We start from the raw sequence: 20,194 nt of genomic DNA, 5'->3' as shown, positions 1-20,194 counted from the left end.
TGAGTTGGTGAAGGCCTTCACCCCCAGAGAAGGAGAGACCATGGTCCAGACCACCGAGGCGCTGCCCCAGGGCGAGCCGAACCACGCACCCCACGAGGAGGTCGACCTCGCGCAGACGCCGGCCGGCCGCACGGTGCGGCGGATCGGGCACGGTGGCGTGTTCGTTCCCGCCGACCCGGACGACGCGGCCGAGCCGCACGAGAGCACGGCGACCCTCATGCCGCGCACGGAGGCGGCCGTGCGGCGCGACCTGCGTGAGGACCGCTTCGACGCGACGACGTCGTTCGACTACCTGCTGAGCGGCCTGGCCGGGAGCTACCCGGAGGCGCACCTGCCCGTGGGTGGTGGCCGTCTGGACGAGACCCGGGACGCGCTCATGCGGCTCGGGGCCGCCATGATCGAGCCCGCCGCCGCGCCCGGGCCGCTCGACGCGACGGTCCCCGCCGTCTACACGTACTGGGGCCAGTTCATCGACCACGACATCACCCTGAACACGAACGGGCCCGACGACGGCTCCGGCCCGGGCGGCGACAAGGCGCTCGGCGACGTCGTCAGCGACCCGTTCCGCGTGTTCCGGCCGAAGACCGTCGTGCGCAGCCTCCACAACGGGCGTGTCCCGCTGCTCGACCTCGACAGCCTGTACGGCTCCGGCCCGCGCTTCGCGGACGAGAAGGACCGCGGCACCACGCGCAGCGAGGCGGCGTACGTGCCGGACTCGGCCAAGCTGCGCCTCGGTCGGGTCGACACCGAGCCGCTCGGGCCGTTCTCGCTCGTGGCGCCCGGCGACGACCCGCAGCGCGACCTGCCGCGCAGCACCGCGCCGGGCAGCGAGCGCATGCCGCTGATCCCGGACAGCCGCAACGACGAGAACCTGGTCGTCGCGCAGTTCCACGTCGCGATGATCCGGTTCCACAACGCCACCGTCGACTGGGTGGCGCGGCACGAGCCGTGGTCGGCGACCACGCAGCGCGAGCTGTTCGACCGCGCGCAGCAGCTCGTCCGGTTCCACTACCAGTGGCTGGTCGTGCACGACTACCTGCGCACGCTCACCAAGCCCGGCGTGCTCGACGCGGTGCTCGCGACGGGGCCGAAGCTGTTCCGGCCCGCGCGCCGCGTGGCGATGCCGCTGGAGTTCGCGGTGGCGGCGTTCCGGTTCGGGCACTCGATGGTGCGCGGCACCTACGACTACAACGTCAACTTCACGCGCAACGGGCCCGGCGGGCCCGCGACGCTGGACCAGCTCTTCCAGTTCACGGGCAACGGCGGGCTGTCGCCGAGCCCCGCGAACCCGCTGCCCGCGCTCCCGTCGAACTGGCCCATCGAGTGGGCGCGGTTCACCGACAAGGGTGACGCGGCCGCCTTCCGCAAGGCCCGCAAGATCGACCCGTTCCTGGCCGACGGCCTGGGTGACCTGCTGAACGAGGGCAACGCCGCCGCCGGCCCGGTGCGGGCGCTGCTGAAGCACCTCGCGCAGCGCAACCTGCTGCGCGGGTACATGCTGGCGATCCCGACGGGCGAGGCGGTGGCCGAGGCGCTTGGGGCCCGGCCGCTCACGCCGCAGCAGCTCCGGCAGAACGCGTCGCCCGAGCTGGTGGCCGCGCTCGACGACCTGGACGGCACGCCGCTCTGGTACTACGTCCTCAAGGAGGCCGAGATCCAGGGCAACGGCAACTTCCTGGGTGAGGTCGGCAGCCGGGTCCTCGTGGAGACGTTCCTCTACCTGCTGCGGCTGGACGACGAGTCGTTCATGCGCCGTCCCGGCCGCGACTGGACGCCGGCGAACGGCGTCCGGTTCGACGACCGGCGCCTCATCACGACGCTCCCGGACCTGCTGGCGTTCGCGGGCGTGCTCCCGATCCGCCAGGACGAGGCGGGCCGCCCGGTCTTCCGCAAGGTCAACGGCACGTACGCGGGCCACGACGGCGCGTGAGCCGGCGTGGTCGGTAATTCGTCAGGTGATCGGCAACTCGGGTTGCCGATCACCTGACAAACTACCGACCACACCGCCGGGTCTCTGACCAGGCCGGACCAGAGACGAGCGTCATACGCGGCACCGCGGCCGCCGTCGGGCAGAGAGGCGTGGCACTGGTAATGTGGTACCGCCGTCTGAACGGCCGCGGATCGAGAGCGCCCCGGTGAACTAGTCCCGGAGCACCGCGCAACGACACTGAAGGAGAGCCATGCCGCTCGACACTGCCACGAAGCAGCAGATCATTTCCGAGTTCGGAACCAAGCCGGGCGACTCGGGCTCGCCGGAGGTGCAGATCGCGCTCCTCACGCAGCGCATCAAGGACCTCACCGAGCACCTCAAGGAGCACAAGCACGACCACCACAGCCGTCGTGGTCTGCTGCTCCTCGTGGGCCAGCGCCGTCGTCTCCAGGGTTACCTCAAGGGGATCGACATCGAGCGCTACCGCGCCCTGGTCGACAAGCTCGGCCTGCGCCGCTGATATGACGCCTACCAGCCCGGCCCCCGCTGCGGGGGCCGGGCTGGTCTGGTGAGATGCTGTCGTACGACAACAACGCGCCGCCCGTGACCTCGTCCGGTCCTCGGTAGTGGCTTCCCGAACACCTCGCCCGTGGCGAGCGGCGGTTCGGTAGGCCTCGATCGATGACCGTCGGGCACGGGGGCGTTCCAAGAGAACACCCCAACAGAAGGAGGGCACCCGTGGAGGGTCCCGAGATCCAGTTCGCCGAGGCCGTCATCGACAACGGTCGCTTCGGCACCCGTACTGTCCGGTTCGAGACCGGGCGCCTCGCCAAGCAGGCCGGCGGTGCTGTCGCCGCCTACCTCGACGGCGAGACCATGCTGCTGTCGACCACGACGGCCGGCAAGCACCCCAAGGACCAGTTCGACTTCTTCCCGCTGACGGTGGACGTCGAGGAGCGGATGTACGCCGCAGGGCGCATCCCCGGCTCGTTCTTCCGTCGCGAGGGTCGCCCGTCGACCGACGCGATCCTGACCTGCCGCCTGACCGACCGCCCGCTGCGCCCCCTGTTCGTCAAGGGTCTGCGCAACGAGGTCCAGATCGTCCTCACGGTCATGGCGCTGCACCCGGACGACGCGTACGACACCCTGGCGATCAACGCCGCGTCGGCGTCGACCCAGATCTCCGGCCTGCCGTTCGACGGCCCGGTCGGCGCGGTGCGCATCGCGCTGGTCGACGGCCAGTGGGTCGCGTTCCCCAAGTACTCCGACAAGGAGCGCGCCGTCTTCGACATGGTCGTCGCCGGCCGTGTCGTGGGTGACGACGTCGCGATCGCCATGATCGAGGCCGAGGCCACCGACAACGCGTGGAACCTCATCAAGAACGAGGGTGTCGCGGCTCCGAACGAGACCGTCGTCGCCGAGGGCATCGAGGCGGCCAAGCCGTTCATCAAGGCCCTGTGCGACGCGCAGGTCCAGCTCGCCGCGCAGTCCGCCAAGGAGACGCAGGAGTTCAAGCTCTTCCCGGACTACCAGGACGACGCCTTCGCGGCCGTCGAGGCCGCCGTCTCCGCGCCGACGCGCGAGGCGCTGACCATCGCGGACAAGCAGGACCGCGAGAACAAGCTCGACGAGATCAAGGCCGGGCTGCAGGAGCAGCTGGCCGGGCAGTTCGAGGGTCGCGAGAAGGAGCTGTCGGCTGCCTTCCGCTCGCTGCAGAAGAAGCTCGTGCGCCAGCGCGTGCTGACGGAGGGCGTCCGCATCGACGGCCGTGGCCTCGCGGACATCCGCACCCTCTCGGCCGAGGTCGAGGTGCTGCCCCGCGTGCACGGCTCGGCGATCTTCGAGCGCGGCGAGACCCAGATCCTGGGTGTCACCACGCTGAACATGCTCCGCATGGAGCAGCAGATCGACTCGCTCGGTCCGGAGACGCGCAAGCGCTACATGCACAACTACAACTTCCCGCCGTACTCGACCGGTGAGACGGGCCGCGTGGGCAGCCCGAAGCGCCGCGAGATCGGCCACGGTGCGCTCGCCGAGCGTGCCCTGGTGCCGGTCCTGCCGAGCCGCGAGGAGTTCCCGTACGCGATCCGCCAGGTGTCCGAGGCTCTCGGCTCCAACGGCTCGACCTCCATGGGCTCCGTGTGCGCGAGCACGCTGTCGCTGCTCAACGCCGGTGTGCCGCTGCGTGCAGCGGTCGCCGGTATCGCGATGGGCCTCGTGTCCGACACCGTGGACGGCGAGACCCGCTACGCCGCGATGACGGACATCCTGGGCGCCGAGGACGCGTTCGGTGACATGGACTTCAAGGTCGCCGGTACCAAGGAGTTCGTCACGGCCATCCAGCTCGACACGAAGCTCGACGGCATCCCCGCCTCCGTGCTGAGCGCTGCGCTCGGTCAGGCCCGCGACGCGCGCCTGACCATCCTCGAGGTGCTCGACGAGGCGATCGACACGCCCGACGAGATGTCCCCGAACGCCCCGCGCGTCATCTCCGTGAAGGTTCCGGTCGACAAGATCGGCGAGGTCATCGGGCCGAAGGGCAAGATGATCAACCAGATCCAGGAGGAGACGGGCGCGGACATCTCCATCGAGGACGACGGCACCGTGTACATCGGTGCTGTCGACGGCCCTTCGGCCGAGGCCGCCCGCGCGGCGATCAACGCGATCGCCAACCCGCACGTCCCCGAGGTGGGCGAGCGGTTCGTCGGAACCGTCGTCAAGACGACGTCGTTCGGCGCCTTCATCTCGCTCTCCCCGGGCAAGGACGGTCTGCTGCACATCAGCCAGATCCGCAAGCTCGTGGGTGGCAAGCGCGTCGAGAACGTCGACGACGTGCTGTCCATCGGCCAGAAGGTCCAGGTCGAGATCGGTGAGATCGACCCGCGTGGCAAGCTGTCGCTGGTCGCCGTGACCGACGAGGACGAGTCGGCTCCGGCCGACGCAGTCGAGCCGGCCACCGAGGCCACCGCATCCGCGGACGCCTGACATGGCGTGGCACCTGCCGCTCGTCCCGACGGGCGAGCCCGGTGCCGAGCTGACCGCCGGGCAGGACGGGGCGACGATTCGTCGCTCCGTCCTGCCCGGCGGTGTCCGTGTGCTCACCGAACACATGCCGGGCCAGCGCTCGGCGACGGTGGGTGCGTGGATCGGCGTCGGCTCGCGCGACGAGACCGACGGCCACTTCGGCTCGACGCACTTCCTGGAGCACCTGCTCTTCAAGGGGACCGCACGGCGGTCCGCGATGGACATCGCCGAGGCGTTCGACGCCGTCGGCGGTGAGGCGAACGCGGCCACCGGCAAGGAGCACACCTGCTACTACGCGCGGGTACTCGACTCCGACCTGCCGATGGCGGTCGACGTCATCTCCGACATGGTCACGTCCGCGCGCCTAGATGCCGACGAGCTCGAGACCGAGCGCGGCGTCATCCTCGAAGAGCTCGCGATGAACGACGACGACCCCACCGACGTCGTGCACGAGCAGTTCTCCGCCGTCGTCCTGGGCGACCACGCGCTGGGCCGCCCAATCGGCGGCACACCCGAGACGATCAACGCCGTCCCGCGCGCCGCCGTCTGGGACCACTACCGCTGGAACTACCGGCCGGAGACCCTCGTGGTCACGGCCGCGGGCGGCATCGACCACGACAAGCTCGTGCAGCAGGTCACCCAGGCGCTGACCGACGGCGGGTGGGACCTCGACGCCGCCGTCGCGCCGCGCGACCGCCGGGTCACGACCGAGGACCGCACGGGCGTGCCGGAGGCGGGCGCCGAGCTGACCGTGAAGCGTCAGGTCGAGCAGGCCAACATCATCGTGGGGTCCACCGGCATCGCGGCGACGGACGACCGGCGCTTCGCGCTGTCCGTGCTGAACGCCGTGCTGGGCGGCGGCATGTCGTCCAGGCTGTTCCAGGAGATCCGCGAGAAGCGGGGCCTGGCGTACTCGACGTACTCGTTCGCCTCCGCGCACGGCGGCCTCGGCACGTTCGGCCTGTACGCGGGCTGCGCCGCCGCCAAGGCGGACCAGGTCACGGAGCTGCTCGTCGAGGAGCTGGAGAAGCTCGCGAACGACGGGATCACCGAGTCCGAGCTGAAGCGGTCGATCGGGCAGCTGTCCGGCGGTACCGTGCTCGGGCTGGAGGACTCCGGGTCGCGCATGAGCCGTCTCGGCAAGGCCGAGCTCGTGTACGGCGACCTGCTGTCGCTGGAGGAGTCGCTCGAGCGCATCCAGGCGGTCACGGCGACAGAGGTCCAGGACCTGGCGCAAGACCTGGCCGCCCGCCCGCGCTCGATAGTCCGCGTTGGCCCGTTCGACAACTGAACTCCGTTGAGTGCTGGATATTCGCCCTCCCAGAGCCGCTGGAGGGGCGAATATCCAGCACTCAACGACGAAGTAGGAGTGGTAGATCGTGAGTGACATCAAGGTGGCCGTGCTCGGCGCGGCCGGGCGTATGGGGACCCAGACGTGCGCGGCTGTCGAGGCAGCGGACGGCCTCGAGCTGGTCGCCCGGCTGGACAACAGCGACACGATCACCAGCGAGACGCTCGGCGGGGCCGACGTCGCCGTCGACTTCACCGTCCCGGCCGTGACCGAGGCCAACGTGCACGCGGTGCTCGACGCCGGTGTGCACGCGGTGGTCGGCACCACCGGCTGGGACGACGACTCGCGCGCCCGCGTCGCGGCGCACCTCGCCGAGCTGTCCCCCCGGGGGACGGGCGGCACGGGTTCGCTCGGTGTGCTCATCGCCCCGAACTTCGGGCTGTCGGCGGTGCTGGCGATGACGTTCGCCGCCAAGGCGGCCCGCTACTTCGAGTCCGCCGAGGTCATCGAGCTGCACCACCCGAACAAGGTGGACGCCCCGTCCGGCACGGCCCGGCACACGGCCGCGGCGATCGCCACGGCCCGCGCCGAGGCGGGCCTCGGGCCGTCGCCCGACGCGACGGAGACGGGCTGGGAGGCACGCGGGGCCGACGTCGACGGGGTGCGCGTGCACGCCGTGCGGCTGCGGGGACTCGTGGCGCACGAGGAGATCCTCTTCGGCAACGAGGGGGAGCAGCTGATCATCCGGCAGGACTCGTTCGACCGGTCCTCGTTCATGCCGGGCGTGCTGCTCGCGATCCGCTCGGTGGTGTCCCGCCCGGGGCTGACGGTCGGCCTCGAGCACGTGCTGGACCTGTCGTGAGCGACCCGGAGACCCGCAGCCCGGGCCGCAAGCTGCCCAAGGGGCTGCCCGGCACGCTGGCCGTCACCGCGCTGCTCGCGCTGTACATCTGGCAGATCGCGGGGCGCGGCATCACGATGGTGCGCGCCGGCGAGCCCGTGCTGATCGCCATCGGCCTGGCCGTGCTGATCATCCCGCTGCTGGTCATCGGGCTGATCGTGCGCGAGTACCGGCTCGCGGCGACGGTGCAGACCATGGCGGACACGTTGTTCGCCGAGGGCGACCTGCCTGTGGACGACCTGCCCCGGTCACCCGGGGGGCGCATCGAACGGGCGGCCGCCGACGAGGCGTTCGAGCCGCGGCGGGCAGCCGTCGAGGCCGCGCCGGAGGACTGGCGCGCCTGGTACCACCTCGCGTTCGCGTACGACGCCTCGGGCGACCGTAGCCGGGCCCGCGCGGCCCTGCGCAAGGCCGCGGGGTTCTACCGCGCCAAGCCCGCGCGGGCCGCCCAGGACTAGCGCCCGCAGCCAGGACCAGCCCGCTAGAGCGCCCGCAGCCGCTCCACCAGCGGCCCCGCCGCCTCGGCGAGGAACCGGTCCTGGTTGTGGTCGCCCACCTGCACTATCGCGAGGTCGGTGAACCCGGCGTCCAGGAACGGACGCGCGCTCTCGGCGAGCTTGTCCAGGTCCGGCCCGCAGGCGATCGACGACGCGACGTCCTCCGGCCGCACGAACTGCGAGGCCCCGGTGAACCCCGCCGGCGTGGGCAGGTCCGCGTTCACCGACCAGCCGCCGCCGAACCAGCGGAACTCCGAGTGGGCGCGCTCTATCGCCTTGTCCTCGTCCGGGTCCCAGCAGATCGGCACCTGCCCGAACACCCGGGACCCGCCGGGGTGCCTGTCGTTCCAGCCCTTGACCACGTCGGCGTCGGGCATCGCCTGGACCAGGTGGTCCGCGAGCGGCGCGAACCGCTCGACGCCGTGCCTGCCCGAGAGGGCGACGCCGATCTGGACCCCGGCGTCCGGCACGTCCCAGAGGCGCGCCGAGTCGACCCGGAAGTACTCGCCCTCCCAGGTGACCAGCTCGCCCGTGAGCAGCTCGCGGATGATGTGCGTCGCCTCCTCGAGCATGTCCTGGCGGACGGCGATGGCGGGCCAGCCCTCGCCGATCACGTGCTCGTTGAGGTTCTCGCCCGAGCCCAGCCCGAGGGTGAAGCGGCCGTCGGCCAGGAGCTGGAGCGTCGCCGCCTGCTGCGCCACCACCGCCGGGTGGTACCGCATGGTCGGGCAGGTCACGAACGTCATCAGCTCGACGCGGCTCGTCGCCTGGGCCACCGCCCCGAGGAGCACCCACGCGTTGGGTGCGTGTCCCTGCTCGGGGAGCCAGGGGGAGAAATGGTCGCTGGAGAGCTCGAAGTCGAAGCCCGCATCCTCGGCGGCGACCGCGTACCGCAGCAGCTCCCGCGGTCCGCTCTGCTCGGTCATGAGGGTGTACCCGATGTGCATGGTGTGCTCCTTCCCGCGTCGTCCTCCCGACGATAGGCAGGAGTCGTTGCTGCTCGCCGCTCGGACCCTCAGCCGGCCGGCGATCGACTCACCCGGCGTGCGAGAACCGGTGATCCGCGCAAACATTTCGAGCGTGACCAACCGTCCGCACCGCCAGCCGTCCCGGCCGAGTGTCGCGCTGGCGCTGGTCCTGGCTCTGACGGGTGTGCTCGCCGGCTGCGGGCCCGCGGCCACCAGGGCGGACGACGCGGGCGCCCTCGGCAGCGTGTCCGACCACCTCGACGACGCGAGCTCGGCGGTCGCCACGGCGGAGCTGGCCGTGCGGGCGCGCGCCGCCGGCCGGCTGCAGGCGGTGACCGCCGACGCCACGGTCGGGGACGCCGTCGAGACGGCCACCGGGGCGGTGCACGGCATCGGGACGCTCGTCATCGCGGCCGAGGACGCCGACGAGGTACGGGGCGAGGCGCTCGACGCCGCGTCGGCCGCCGTCGGACCGGTCATCGCCGCGCGCACGTGGCTGGGAAAGCCGCCGTCGTCTGCCGACGAGGTCCTGAGCGCCCTCGACGCCGCCGCGAGCGGGCTCGACGACGCGAGCGGGGCGGTCGAGCAGGCCGAGACCAAGGCACAGGCCGAGCGGACGGCGCCATGAGGAGCCGCCTGCTGACCGTCGCCCTCGGCGTGCTGACCGCGATCGGCGGGTTCCTCGACGCGGGGGACCTGGTGACCAACGCCGTCGTCGGCTCGCGGTTCGGGCTGTCCCTGGCGTGGGTGGTCGTGGTGGGGGTGCTCGGCATCTGCGTGTTCGCGCACATGTCCGGCAAGGTCGCGGCGGTCTCCGGCCGGGCGACGTTCGAGATCATCCGCGAGCGCCTCGGCCCGCGGACCGCCGGGCTGAACCTGGCGGCGAGCCTCGCCGTCACGGTGCTGACCCTCATCGCGGAGGTGGGTGGCATCGCGCTCGCCCTGCAGCTCGCGAGCAGCGTGGACCACCGGCTGTGGGTCCCCGTGGCGGCGCTGGCGGTGTGGCTCGTCCTGTGGCGCGTGAAGTTCAACATCATGGAGAACGTCACGGGCCTGCTGGGCCTGGCGCTCGTCGGGTTCGCGGTGGCCGTGTTCCTGCTCGGCCCCGACTGGGGCGACCTCGGCGCGCAGCTGCTCCAGCAGGTGCCGGTGCAGGAGAGCGCCGCCGTGTACTGGTACTTCGCCGTCGCGCTGTTCGGCGCGGCGATGACGCCCTACGAGGTCTTCTTCTTCTCGTCCGGCGGTGTCGAGGACCGCTGGACCCCGCAGGACCTCGCGACGTCGCGCCTCAACGTGATGGTGGGGTTCCCGCTCGGCGGGCTGCTGTCGATCGCGATAGCGGCGTGTGCCGCGATCGTGTTGCTGCCGGAGGGGATTCGGGTCGACTCGATGTCCCAGCTCACCCTGCCGGTCGCGGAGGCGGGCGGGACTCTGCTGGTCGCGGTAGTGATCGTCGGGCTGGTGGCCGCGACGTTCGGCGCGGCGCTGGAGACGGCGCTGTCCACCGGCTACACGCTCTCGCAGTACCTGGGCTGGTCGTGGGGCAAGTTCCGGCGGCCGGCCCGGGCGCCGCGCTTCCACCTGGCGATGATCCTGGCGCTGGTGGTCGCGGTCGGCGTCCTGATGACGAACGTCGACCCGATCGCCGTCACGGAGTACTCGGTGGTCTTCTCCGCGGTGGCCCTGCCCCTGACGTACCTGCCGATCCTGGTCGTCGCGAACGACCCCGAGTACATGGGCGAGCACGTCAACGGACGCGCGATGAACGTGCTGGGCACGGTGTACCTCGTCATCCTCGTCGTGGCCGCCCTGGCCGCGATACCCCTGATGATCGCGACGGAGGCGGGCGGATGACACGACGCGGACGAACCGGCCCGCGCGACCTGGCCCGGGAGCTCGAGCCCCGGCAGCCCGGACGGATCCTGGACGCGCGGCTGCACCTGCTGGACCGTCAGGTGCTCGACGTCGACGAGGTGCCGGTGTGCACCCTCGACGACGTCGAGCTGGAGGTGGCCGACGGCGAGTACGCCGAGGACGGGCGGATCGACGGCAGCGTGCCCGTCGTGATCGCCGCGCTGCTCACCGGCCCCGTGCTCGGTACGCGGATCTTCGGCGGTCGCCCGCCTTCCTCGCGCTGGTACCGCCTGCCATGGCGGCACGTGCTGGACGTCGGTACCGCCCTGCGCCTCGGTGTCCACGGGGCCGACCTCGACGCGACCTGGCTGGAGCGCTGGACGCGCGACCACGTCATCGGCCGGATCCCCGGCGGCACGCACGACCCGGAGAGCTCGGGATGATCGGCACGAGGAGGCAACGGTGATCGCGTCGGACCTGCTCGACGTCCGGGTGCTCGACGACGCCGGCGCGCACGTCGGCTGGGTCGTCGACCTGCGTTTCGTGCTGGACGGGTCGCCCAGCACCTACCTCGCCGGCGCACGGCTGCACGGGCTCGTGGTCTCGCCGCGCACCCGCACGTCGTTCCTGGGTTTCGAGCGGTCGGAAGTGCGGAGCCCCTGGCCCGTCGCCCCGCTGCTGCGGTGGCTGCACCGGGGCACGTTCCTCGTGCACTGGCCGGACGTCGCCCGGGTGCCGGCCTCGCAGGACGACACGGACCCGGCCAGCAGGGCGGTCACGCTCCGCGCCGGCTACCGGCGCTACGAGCCGGGCCTCTGAGGGCGGGCGGCCGGTGGCCGCCCGCACGGGACGTGAGCAGCAGAGACGGCGGTCACCTGCGACCTTGATCACGAAGGGGCCCCGGGGGTAGAGCGCACCGGGAACCGGTTGTTTGAATTGTTGCCGCTGCGAACAGCGGTGCCCGCTGTGCGGCGTCTCCTCTACCGAAAGCTCCCGTGTTTTTCCCTGCCTTCTTTGGCGTGCGCCCGCGCGCGCCACGCGTGACCTCCGTATCTCCGAACCCTGCCCCCGACAGTTCCCCGTGGCGCGCACTGCGCCATCCCGCGATGCGCTGGTGGACCGGCGCCAACCTCGTCTCCAGCGCCGGGACGTGGATGCAGATGACCGTCCAGAACCTCCTCGTCCTGCAGATCACCGGCTCCCCGGCCGCGACAGGGCTCTCGCTGGCCGTCCAGGCCGCGCCCGGCCTGCTCTTCGGTGTCGCCGGCGGCGCGATCGTCGACCGGTGGCCCCGCAAGGTGGTGGTCGCGGTGAGCCAGGCGGTGCTGGGCGGGATCGCCCTCGCCACCGCCCTGTTGGTCGGCCTCGACGCGCTCAACCTGCCGCTCCTGCTCGTCCTGTCGGCGGTGACCGGCCTGGTGGCAGCGGTCGACGGCCCCGCGACCTCCCTGCTGGGCAACGACCTGGTGCCGTCCGACGACGTGCCCTCCGCCATCGGGCTGGGCTCGGTGACGCACAGCGTGGGTCGGCTGGCCGGTGTGGGCATCGCCGGCGGCCTCGTCGCGCTGACGGGTCCCGCCTCCGCGTACCTGGTCAACGGGCTCTCGTTCCTGGCGGTCGCCGCCCTCGTGCCGTTCCTGCGGCTGTACCGGCGTCCGCTCGTGGAGGTCCTGGCGGAGGGTGCGGTGCCGGCGCTCGAGACGACGGAGCTCGTCCCGGCGGCGCTCCCGCCCGTGCCGACCGAGAACGTCGAACCCCTCGGGCCCACCGTCCGTATCCGGCGGCGGGCCGGTTCGCTGGACGGCATCAGGTACTTCCTCGGCCGCCCCCGGCTCGTCGCCCTCCTGGCGGTGACGGCGGTGAGTGCCGTCTTCGGGCGCAACTACTCGCTGACCCTCGCCGTGCTCGTCACGGGTGCGCTCGCCGGGACCACGCAGGACTTCGCGACGGTCGCCGCGGTCCTGGCCGCCGGCGGCATCGTGGGCGCGTTCCTCGCGGGCAGGCTGCGCAGGCCGACCGTGGGGATCGTGGCGCTGCTCGCGGCGGCCGGGGCGCTGCTCCAGGTCTTCGCCGGGCTGTCGCCCACGTTCGCCCTACTCCTCGTGGTCGTGGCGCCGATGTCCGTCGTGGAGTCGCTCTCCGACACCGCGGGCGCGACCGTGCTGCAGACCGACCCGCCCGCCGCGATGCGCGGCCGCGTCCTGGGCGTGTGGCGCAGCGCGAGCACTGCCTGGGGCCTGGCGGGGCCGCCGCTGCTCGGCCTGATGATGGAGCTCCTGGGCGTGCGGGCCGCGCTGGTCGTGGGCGGCGCGGTGGTCCTGGTCGCCATCGCGGCGGGCGCGCTCCGGGCCGTGGTTCAGGCGGGGTCGGGCGCCAGGCTGGTCTCCGCGTCCGGGTGGGTCGGTACCCAGCGCACCATCACCAGCACGAGCCCCACGACGAGCAGGGCCGCCGTGAGCATGAACGGATAGGTGCGGTCGATCCCGGAGAGCCAGCCGGAGATCCAGCCGAACGGCGCCGCGGCGAGCATGATGCACGTGCGCTGGAGCGCCATCACGCGTGAGCGTTCGGCCTGGTCCACGTGCAGCGCCACGAGCGACTCCGAGAGCATGTACAGCATGCCCGCGCCGAAGCTGTCCAGCAGCAGGCACAGGCCGAGGAACGCGTACGTCGCCGGCGTCGCGCCACCGGCGGACGCCGGGATCGCCACCAGCACGACCTGTCCGGCGAGGTGGACCCCGAACCCCCACAACGTGGCGCGCCTGAGGTCGACGGCGGTGGTCAGGAGCGGGATCAGCGTGAAGAAGAAGACCACCGAGAGGATCGAGCGGACCATCGGGAAGAAGGGCAGCAGCGCGTCCGGCACGTGCAGGTGCTGGCTGGCCACCACCTGCCAGAACGTGGCGTTGACGAGTGTGACCGCGGCTGTCAGCGCGGCCACGGCCAGCGCGAGGAGCGAACCGCGCGAGCGCAGCAGCAGGCCGAGCGCGCCGCGGTAACCGGCCAGCATGCGCCACACGCTGTGCCCGCGGGTGGCGGCCATGCGGACGCGCCCCTGCCTGGTCTCCCTCGACCAGAGGTAGAGCCAGACGATCTTCACGGTCATCACGACCGCCGCGTTGATGTACAGGATGCGCACGGCGGGTTCGAGCCCGAGCTGCGCGACCAGGATGGCGGCCAGCGGCGCGAACAGGGCCGAGCAGTCGGCCGCCACCTTGACCAGCGAGTAGATCCGGGTGATCTGGCTCCGCTCGGCGTCCTCGACCATGAGGCAGTCCCACGAGTTCTGCGTGACCTGTAGGGCGCCGTTCACGAGCGACGCCGCGAGGAAGAACCAGAAGTTCTCCGCGAACGCCCACAGCAGGCACGGGATCACCCAGGCGATCACGTCGAACCACGCGGTCGTGGCGCGCCGGCCCAGCCGGTCGGTGATGATCCCGCCGGCCAGCCCGAAGGCGACCTGGGAGAGCATCGCGACGGTCGCCAGGAACCCGATCTGCTGGTCGTGCAGGCCCAGTGCCAGCATGAACACCGACGCGTACGGCAGCACGAGGGCCATGGACAGACCCCACAGGGGCTCGGTCCACACGCAGGCGCGAGGGTTGCCACGGAGCTCGACAAAAGTCCGCCAGAGCGGGTTGGGGGTGCGGATCACCGGGTTAGTGAAGCACCTCCACGGCCCTCCGGTCACGCTGCTTTCAGCCGGTGCTCGCCCGCAGGACGGCACGCTCCATGCAGACCAGGTCGTCCCGTTCGTCCCACGAGTCGACGACGGCGAAGCCGAGCTTCTCGTAGAGGGCCAGCGCGCCCGTGCGCCAGCTCCAGACGGAGAGCGCGACGGTACCGACGCCGACGGCGGCCGCGTGGCTCAGCGCGGCGCCGACCAGTGCCGAGGCGACGCCGTGGCCGCGGAGCTCCGGGACCGTCCAGAGCCGTTTGATCTCCGACCGGCCCGCCACCGGCGCGGTGACGACCAGGCAGCCCGCCGACCGGTCCTCGTGGTGCGCGACCAGGACGACGTCGTCCGCGAAGGCCGACCGGGGGTCGCTGATCTCCGCCCGGTAACGGGCGGGCAGCGCGTCCACGTGCGTGACGGCGGTGCCCTTCTCCTCCTCGGTCCGCAGGTGGTACGCGGTCAGGAGGGCGCCGAGCCCGAGCTCCGGAGGACAGTCCCGGCCGGAGGTACGGACGATGCTCGTCATTCTCTGCTTGTCATTCGGCGCTCGTCATCTGTGAGGCTCGTCCAGCAGTAGAGCCCGTACCCCTGGTCGGCCGCGCGTGCGGCGAGCGCCGCGAGCGGCAGCAGCGCCGCGGCGAGCTCGCGCGGCGGGACGGCGGGCGTAGCGGTGGCGTGCCACTCACGGGCCACCCGGGCGAGGCGTGCTGGTGCGGCGGACGCGAGGTCGTCGGCGAGCGTCTGCGAGACGGTGACGATCCACGGCCCCTCGTCGCCTCCGCTGCAGACCAGCGTCCCGTGCCGCGGATGCGCGGTGACCTCGCCGTACGGGCGTCCGGACAGCGCACCGGCGAGCCCGCCGAGCATCACGAACGGGTCCATCGAGGGCACCGCGACGGCGTCGAAGCGCGGCAGGTCGGTGCGCTGGTCCGGGTCGGCCGGACCGCCCGGTGTGCGGAGCGCCGTCGCTGCCACCTCATCGGTAGGTGCGGCGAAGTACTCCGTGCGTATCCCCATGAGGCTGATGGTCGCAAGGCCGTGTCACGGGACTGTCACGCGGGCGTGAAACCTGCGATTCGCTCGGTGAGCAGGTCGGTGGGCAGGTCGGTGGGCAGGTCGGTGGGCACGCCGCGAGCTCGGCGCCGGGCCCGGACGGCGCAGCCGTCAGATCGCGGCGGACCAGCGGTGCTCGACGACCTCGCGGACCCCGGTCGCGAGGGTGCGGCTGCGGCCGTCCTCGCCGAGCCCGCTGGACTCCAGGAAGGCGGCGCGCGCGGTGTCGTCCGCCAGGGTCCAGGTCGTCACGGTCTCCGAGCCGTCGGAACGGAGCCGGTCCACGGCGGCCGCGAGCAGGCGGGACCCGTGCCCCGCGCGCTGCGCCTCGGGCAGCACCTCGAGCGACAACACCTGACCGGGGGAGACGGCGGCGAACCCCACGACGTCGGGCCCCGCGAGCGCGACGAACACCGCGAAGCCGGGGCCGGGCGGCGAGGTGATGGCCGACGACCAGCGCTCCCGCATGGCGGGCACGTCGAGCGCGTCGATGACCCCCTCGCCGAGCACGCCGGTGGCGCGCCACGCGGCGACCTGCACGTCGGTCACGGCGGCCTCGTCGCCGGCGATCGCTGGGCGGACGGATACGTCGGCGGTCTCGCGAAACAGTGCCACCGCACCACCCTAGCCGCCGAGCGGGTCGTCCGGATGACCATGCGCCTGCTGCCAGGCAGGGCTCGATCCTGGCAGCAGGTGCATGGTCATCCGGAAGGGCTCAGCCCCAGCCGAGGGCGCGGAGGCCCGCGGCCGTGCCCGCAGCCAGCACGACGACCAGGATGAACGGGGCCCGCAGGGCGAGCGCGAGCGCCGCGACGGCGAGTGCCGGCACGCGCGCGTCCACGGTCAGGGTGCGGCCGTCGGCGAACCCCTGGACCACCACGAGGGAGACGAGCAGCGCGACCGTGACGAGCGCGGTGACCCGCTGGACGCGCTCGGAGGCCAGCCAGCCGCTCGGGATCAGGTGCCCGCCCAGCTTGAGGGCGAAGCAGGCCAGGGACGCCACCAGCACGGTGGCCCACAGGACGGTGGTGGTCATCGGGCAGGCTCTCGTTCGGTCTTGGAATCGGTCTTGGTGTCGGTCTGGTTCTCGGGCTGCCCGGCAGCGGTGGCACCGGGGCCGGACGGCGCGACCAGGCCCACGACGATCGCGACCGCCGCCGCGGCGAGCACCGGGATGCCCGGCGGGACGAAGGGGATGAGCGCCGCGGTGGCCACGACGGCGAGCCCCGCGACGAGCTGGGCACGGCGCGGTGCGAGCCGCGGCCACACCAGGGCCAGGAACGCGGCGGCGGCCGCCGCGTCGAGGCCCCAGGCGCGCGGGTCGCCGAGCGCGTCGCCGGCGAGCGCGCCGAGGAGCACGAACACGTTCCAGAGCACGAAGACGCCGACACCGGTGACCCAGAACCCGATCCGGGAGGCCGCGGGGTCGGGCTGGGCGACGGCGACCGCCGTCGACTCGTCGATGGTGACGTGGGCGGCGGCGAGCCGGCGCCAGCCGCGCACCTGGAGCAGCGGCGAGACCACCGCGCCGTACAGGGTGTTGCGCAGGCCGAGCAGGGCCGCGGTGGCGACCGCCGCGACGGGGGTGCCGGCCGCGCCGATGACGCCGATCAGGGCGAACTGGGAGCCGCCGGAGAACATGAGCAGGCTCAGGGCCATGGTCGGGCCGAGGCCGACCCCGGCGGCGACCGACAGGGCGCCGAAGGAGATGCCGTACAGGCCTGTCGCCACCGAGACGCTCACGCCCTGGCGGACGGCGGCGCGGGCCGCCGGATGACTGGGGAGGACGTTCACGCAGCGAGGCTACGTCGTCGTCGGGCACGCTCGGCGCGCCGCCCGCCCGCCGGACGGGTCTGTCCGGACGGGTCTGTCCGGACGGGTCTACCGGAGGATCTACAGAGCCACGTACACCGTCTCCTGGTACTCCTCCATGCCCGCCTCGCCGCCCTCGCGGCCCAGGCCGGAGGCCTTGACGCCGCCGAACGGTGCACTCGCGTCGGACACCAGGCCGCGGTTGATGCCGATCATGCCCGCCTCGATCTCGTCCATGGCGCGCTGGGCCCGGGCGAGCGACGTCGTGTACGCGTAGGCGGCCAGGCCGTACGGGGTGCCGTTGGCCAGCTCGAACGCCTCGTCGTCGGACCCGAAGGCCACTATCGGTGCGACAGGGCCGAAGATCTCCTCGGTCACGACCCGCGCGTCGGCGTCGACCCCGGCGAGCACCGTCGGCTCGAAGAAGTGGCCCGGCCCGTCGAGCCGCGAGCCGCCGGTGAGCACCTGCGAGCCGTGCGCGACGGCGTCGTCCACCAGGCCGGAGACCTTGTCCACCGCCGCCTCGTCGATGAGCGGGCCGACCTCGGTGCCCGGCTGGTTGCCCGGTCCGGTGACCTTCGCACCCATCGACGCGGCGAGCTTCTCGCCGAACGCGCGCGCGACGGCGACGTGCACGAGGAAGCGGTTGGCGGCGACGCAGGACTGGCCGGAGTTGCGCAGCTTCGCGATCAGCGCGCCCTGGACGGCGGCGTCGAGGTCGCCGTCCTCGAAGACGACGAAGGGCGCGTTGCCGCCGAGCTCCATCGACGTGCGCAGGACGTTCTTCGAGGCCTGGGCGAGCAGCGCCTGGCCCACGCGGGTCGACCCGGTGAAGGAGACCTTGCGCAGGCGGGGATCGTCGAACAGCGGCTCGGTGACCGGCCCCGACCGCGAGGTCGGGACGACGTTGACGATGCCGGTGGGCAGCCCGCGCGCCTCCGCCTCGGAGCGGATGATCTCGGCGACCAGCAGCGTGGTCATCGGCGTCAGCGAGGCCGGCTTGATCACCACCGTGCACCCGGCGGCGAGCGCCGGGGCGATCTTGCGGGTCGCCATGGCGATGGGGAAGTTCCAGGGCGTGATCAGCAGGGACGGCCCTACGGGCCGTCGGCTCACGTACTGCTTGTTGCTGCCCGACGGCGCCGTGCGCACCAGACCGTCGGCGCGCACCGCCTGCTCGGCGAACCAGCGCAGGAACTCGGCGCCGTAGACGACCTCGGCGCGCGCCTCGGCGAGCGGCTTGCCGGCCTCGGCGGTGATGAGCGCGGCGATGTCGTCCGCACGGGCCACGAGGCGGGCGAAGACGGCGCGCAGCAGCTCGGAGCGCTCGCGGGGCGGCACCGCCCGCCAGGCGGGAGCGGCGGAGTGCGCGGCGTCGAGGGCTCGTACGGCGTCGGCGGGTGTGGCGTCGGAGACGTCGAAGATGGGCTCCGCGGTCGCCGGGTCGGTGACCTCGAACGTGGCGCCGCCCGCGGCGGAGCCCCAGTGCCCGTCGACGAGGATGCCGGTGGGCAGGTGCGCCACGAGTGCGGGGGAGAGCGTCGTCGCCATATTCCGAGTATCCACGCCGGCGCGGCGCTCGCCCGGGGTAGTGCCGGGTATGGTCTCGCGCAGTGCCACCGGACGAGGGGATCACGATGACGGCGACCGCCGACCTGTACGACGAGCACGGCGAGGCGCTGGCCTCGCTCTCGGTCCAGCTGCGCGACTTCGGTGGGGTCCGTAGCTTCTCCGGCCCGGTCCGCACCGTGCGGTGCTACGAGGACAACGGCCTGGTCAAGGCGGTGACGCAGACCCCTGGCGAGGGCGCGGTCCTCGTCGTCGACGGCGGCGGCTCGCTCCGCAGCGCCCTGATGGGCGACCTCATCGCGGCCGCGGCGGTGGAGAACGGCTGGGCCGGCGCGATCATCCACGGCGCGATCCGCGACTCCGTGGCGATCGGCGGGCTGCGCCTGGGGGTCAAGGCGCTCGGCACCAACCCCCGCAAGTCGTCGAAGACGGGTGCGGGCGTGCTGGACGAGGCGGTGGAGATCGGCGGCGTCGTGTTCCGCCCGGGCGCCACCGTGTACGCGGACGAGGACGGCGTGCTGGTCGAGCGGTGACCCACCGGCTCACCCACGACGAGATCGCCGCCGTCGACCGGCTCGAGGAGCTCGTGCGACGGCGGTGATGTGGGCGGTAAACGGTACGGTAGAGCCATGGTTCTTCCCACTGACCCGACGCGCCCGTTCGGCGCTGTCCTGACCGCAATGGTCACCCCGATGACGCCCGAGGGCGCCGTGGACCTGAAGGCAGCGGTCAAGCTGGCGAAGAAGCTGGTGGACGACGGCAACGACGGCCTCGTCCTCTCCGGCACCACAGGCGAGTCCCCGGTGACGCACACGCCCGAGAAGGAAGAGCTCGTCGCCGCGGTCGTCGAGGCCGTGGGCGACCGTGCGGCAGTGGTGGCCGGCGCGGGCTCGAACGACACCGTGCACGCGATCCGCATGGCCGAGCAGGCCGCCGAGGCCGGCGCGGACGGCGTGCTCGTCGTCTCGCCGTACTACTCGCGGCCCAGCCAGGAGGGCCTGTACCAGCACTTCGTGGCCGTCGCGGACGCGACCGACCTGCCCGTCATGCTGTACGACGTGCCCGGCCGCACCGTGGTGCGCATCGCGCCCGAGACCTACCGGCGCCTGGCACAGCACCCGCGGATCATCGCGAACAAGGACGCCACCGGCGACGTCTACGCGGCCACCAAGCTCATCGCGGAGACCGGGCTGGCGTGGTACTCGGGCGACGACGGCCTGCTGCTGCCCTTCCTGAGCGTCGGCGGCGCGGGCATCGTGTCTGTCTCGGCGCACGTGGTCGGCGCGCACTTCGCGGAGACCGTCCGCCGGTTCGACGCCGGCGACATCGCCGGAGCCGTCGAGGTCTTCCGCACGGCGACCGGCGTCATCGACGCCCTCAACGGCGCGGGCGCCCAGGCCGTCATGGCCAAGGCCGCGGTCGAGGCGGTCGGCATCACGGACAACCGCTTCCTGCGCCTGCCCAACGTCGCAGCGACGGACGACGAGGTGGCCGCCCTGCGCGTGGTCCTGGCCGAGGCCGGTCTGCTGCGCGACGACGCCGCGCGCCGGCCCGAGGTGAGCGAGCTCGCGGAGGCGAGCTCCGCCGTCGGGCACTGAAACTCTTTCTGTTGGAACGAG

Annotated in this window: 21 protein-coding genes; 13 read left to right on the top strand and 8 right to left on the bottom strand. The window is 72.4% G+C overall.

Annotated elements, in window-relative coordinates; all coding sequences use genetic code 11:
• Nucleotides 1-40 precede the first annotated feature (40 nt).
• The 6 genes from ACNYC2_RS18345 (at nucleotide 41) to ACNYC2_RS18320 (ending at nucleotide 7,604) form a co-directional block, all read left to right on the top strand.
• A complete protein-coding gene (locus ACNYC2_RS18345; RefSeq protein WP_419703172.1) occupies nucleotides 41-1,930 on the top strand; it encodes a peroxidase family protein in 1,890 nt (629 codons plus the stop codon).
• A gap of 250 nt (nucleotides 1,931-2,180) precedes the next feature.
• Entirely contained in the window at nucleotides 2,181-2,450 is a 270-nt protein-coding gene (gene rpsO, locus ACNYC2_RS18340; protein WP_116674526.1) for a 30S ribosomal protein S15, read from the top strand.
• Between the two features lie 218 nt (nucleotides 2,451-2,668).
• Entirely contained in the window at nucleotides 2,669-4,915 is a 2,247-nt protein-coding gene (locus ACNYC2_RS18335) for a polyribonucleotide nucleotidyltransferase (protein ID WP_419703171.1), read from the top strand.
• 1 nt (nucleotide 4,916) lies between these two features.
• The gene (locus ACNYC2_RS18330; RefSeq protein WP_419703170.1) at nucleotides 4,917-6,245 is read left to right on the top strand and encodes a M16 family metallopeptidase; all 1,329 of its coding nucleotides are present in this window, start codon (nucleotides 4,917-4,919) and stop codon (nucleotides 6,243-6,245) included.
• 88 nt (nucleotides 6,246-6,333) lie between these two features.
• Entirely contained in the window at nucleotides 6,334-7,107 is a 774-nt protein-coding gene (gene dapB, locus ACNYC2_RS18325; protein WP_419703169.1) for a 4-hydroxy-tetrahydrodipicolinate reductase, read from the top strand.
• The gene (locus ACNYC2_RS18320; protein ID WP_419703168.1) at nucleotides 7,104-7,604 is read left to right on the top strand and encodes a hypothetical protein; all 501 of its coding nucleotides are present in this window, start codon (nucleotides 7,104-7,106) and stop codon (nucleotides 7,602-7,604) included. The genes dapB and ACNYC2_RS18320 overlap by 4 nt, the downstream gene beginning before the upstream one ends.
• Nucleotides 7,605-7,627: 23 nt before the next feature.
• Here the strand turns inward: ACNYC2_RS18320 and ACNYC2_RS18315 are convergent, their stop codons facing one another.
• Complete coding sequence (locus ACNYC2_RS18315) at nucleotides 7,628-8,590, bottom strand: TIGR03557 family F420-dependent LLM class oxidoreductase (protein WP_419703167.1); 963 nt, start codon at nucleotides 8,588-8,590, stop codon at nucleotides 7,628-7,630.
• A 133-nt stretch (nucleotides 8,591-8,723) separates the two neighbouring features.
• Here ACNYC2_RS18315 and ACNYC2_RS18310 point away from each other — a divergent pair, with 133 nt between their 5' ends.
• The 5 genes from ACNYC2_RS18310 (at nucleotide 8,724) to ACNYC2_RS18290 (ending at nucleotide 12,936) form a co-directional block, all read left to right on the top strand.
• Nucleotides 8,724-9,239, top strand: a complete 516-nt coding sequence (locus tag ACNYC2_RS18310) for a hypothetical protein (RefSeq protein ID WP_419703166.1) — start codon at nucleotides 8,724-8,726, stop codon at nucleotides 9,237-9,239.
• Nucleotides 9,236-10,465, top strand: a complete 1,230-nt coding sequence (locus ACNYC2_RS18305) for an NRAMP family divalent metal transporter (protein WP_419703165.1) — start codon at nucleotides 9,236-9,238, stop codon at nucleotides 10,463-10,465. Before ACNYC2_RS18310 ends, ACNYC2_RS18305 begins: the two co-directional genes overlap by 4 nt.
• Nucleotides 10,462-10,908, top strand: coding sequence for a hypothetical protein (locus ACNYC2_RS18300; protein ID WP_419703164.1), 447 nt, complete (start codon nucleotides 10,462-10,464; stop codon nucleotides 10,906-10,908). Before ACNYC2_RS18305 ends, ACNYC2_RS18300 begins: the two co-directional genes overlap by 4 nt.
• A 19-nt stretch (nucleotides 10,909-10,927) precedes the next feature.
• Nucleotides 10,928-11,284 carry a PRC-barrel domain containing protein gene (locus ACNYC2_RS18295; RefSeq protein WP_419703163.1) on the top strand — a complete coding sequence of 119 codons (357 nt, stop codon included), beginning with the start codon at nucleotides 10,928-10,930 and terminating at the stop codon, nucleotides 11,282-11,284.
• A gap of 176 nt (nucleotides 11,285-11,460) precedes the next feature.
• On the top strand, nucleotides 11,461-12,936 hold the full coding sequence (locus ACNYC2_RS18290; protein WP_419703162.1) for an MFS transporter: 1,476 nt from the start codon (nucleotides 11,461-11,463) through the stop codon (nucleotides 12,934-12,936).
• Here ACNYC2_RS18290 and ACNYC2_RS18285 read toward each other — a convergent pair.
• The 7 genes from ACNYC2_RS18285 to ACNYC2_RS18255 form a co-directional block, all read right to left on the bottom strand.
• Complete coding sequence (locus tag ACNYC2_RS18285) at nucleotides 12,822-14,120, bottom strand: MFS transporter (protein WP_419703161.1); 1,299 nt, start codon at nucleotides 14,118-14,120, stop codon at nucleotides 12,822-12,824. The genes ACNYC2_RS18290 and ACNYC2_RS18285 overlap by 115 nt on opposite strands.
• A 43-nt stretch (nucleotides 14,121-14,163) precedes the next feature.
• The gene (locus ACNYC2_RS18280) at nucleotides 14,164-14,667 is read right to left on the bottom strand and encodes a GNAT family N-acetyltransferase (protein ID WP_419703160.1); all 504 of its coding nucleotides are present in this window, start codon (nucleotides 14,665-14,667) and stop codon (nucleotides 14,164-14,166) included.
• Entirely contained in the window at nucleotides 14,664-15,158 is a 495-nt protein-coding gene (locus tag ACNYC2_RS18275) for a hypothetical protein (RefSeq protein ID WP_419703159.1), read from the bottom strand. The genes ACNYC2_RS18280 and ACNYC2_RS18275 overlap by 4 nt, the downstream gene beginning before the upstream one ends.
• A 147-nt stretch (nucleotides 15,159-15,305) precedes the next feature.
• Entirely contained in the window at nucleotides 15,306-15,809 is a 504-nt protein-coding gene (locus tag ACNYC2_RS18270; RefSeq protein ID WP_377136928.1) for a GNAT family N-acetyltransferase, read from the bottom strand.
• 100 nt (nucleotides 15,810-15,909) lie between these two features.
• Nucleotides 15,910-16,230, bottom strand: coding sequence for an AzlD domain-containing protein (locus tag ACNYC2_RS18265; RefSeq protein WP_419703158.1), 321 nt, complete (start codon nucleotides 16,228-16,230; stop codon nucleotides 15,910-15,912).
• Nucleotides 16,227-16,988: an AzlC family ABC transporter permease gene (locus ACNYC2_RS18260; RefSeq protein ID WP_419703157.1), complete on the bottom strand. Its 762-nt coding sequence runs from the start codon at nucleotides 16,986-16,988 to the stop codon at nucleotides 16,227-16,229. The genes ACNYC2_RS18265 and ACNYC2_RS18260 overlap by 4 nt, the downstream gene beginning before the upstream one ends.
• A gap of 99 nt (nucleotides 16,989-17,087) precedes the next feature.
• Complete coding sequence (locus tag ACNYC2_RS18255) at nucleotides 17,088-18,557, bottom strand: NAD-dependent succinate-semialdehyde dehydrogenase (protein WP_419703156.1); 1,470 nt, start codon at nucleotides 18,555-18,557, stop codon at nucleotides 17,088-17,090.
• An 86-nt stretch (nucleotides 18,558-18,643) separates the two neighbouring features.
• Between ACNYC2_RS18255 and rraA the strand changes: the two genes are divergently transcribed.
• Complete coding sequence (gene rraA / locus ACNYC2_RS18250; RefSeq protein WP_116674542.1) at nucleotides 18,644-19,108, top strand: ribonuclease E activity regulator RraA; 465 nt, start codon at nucleotides 18,644-18,646, stop codon at nucleotides 19,106-19,108.
• A gap of 96 nt (nucleotides 19,109-19,204) precedes the next feature.
• Nucleotides 19,205-20,173 (top strand): 4-hydroxy-tetrahydrodipicolinate synthase, encoded by a 969-nt coding sequence (dapA, locus tag ACNYC2_RS18245; protein ID WP_419703155.1) that lies wholly within the window; start codon nucleotides 19,205-19,207, stop codon nucleotides 20,171-20,173.
• The last annotated feature ends 21 nt before the right edge of the window (nucleotides 20,174-20,194 follow it).

It is taken from the genome of Promicromonospora sp. NFX87 (assembly GCF_048564965.1).
GTDB lineage: Bacteria > Actinomycetota > Actinomycetes > Actinomycetales > Cellulomonadaceae > Promicromonospora.
Note: the sequence above shows the minus strand (reverse complement) of the source record. Positions and strands in the feature narration are given on the sequence as shown.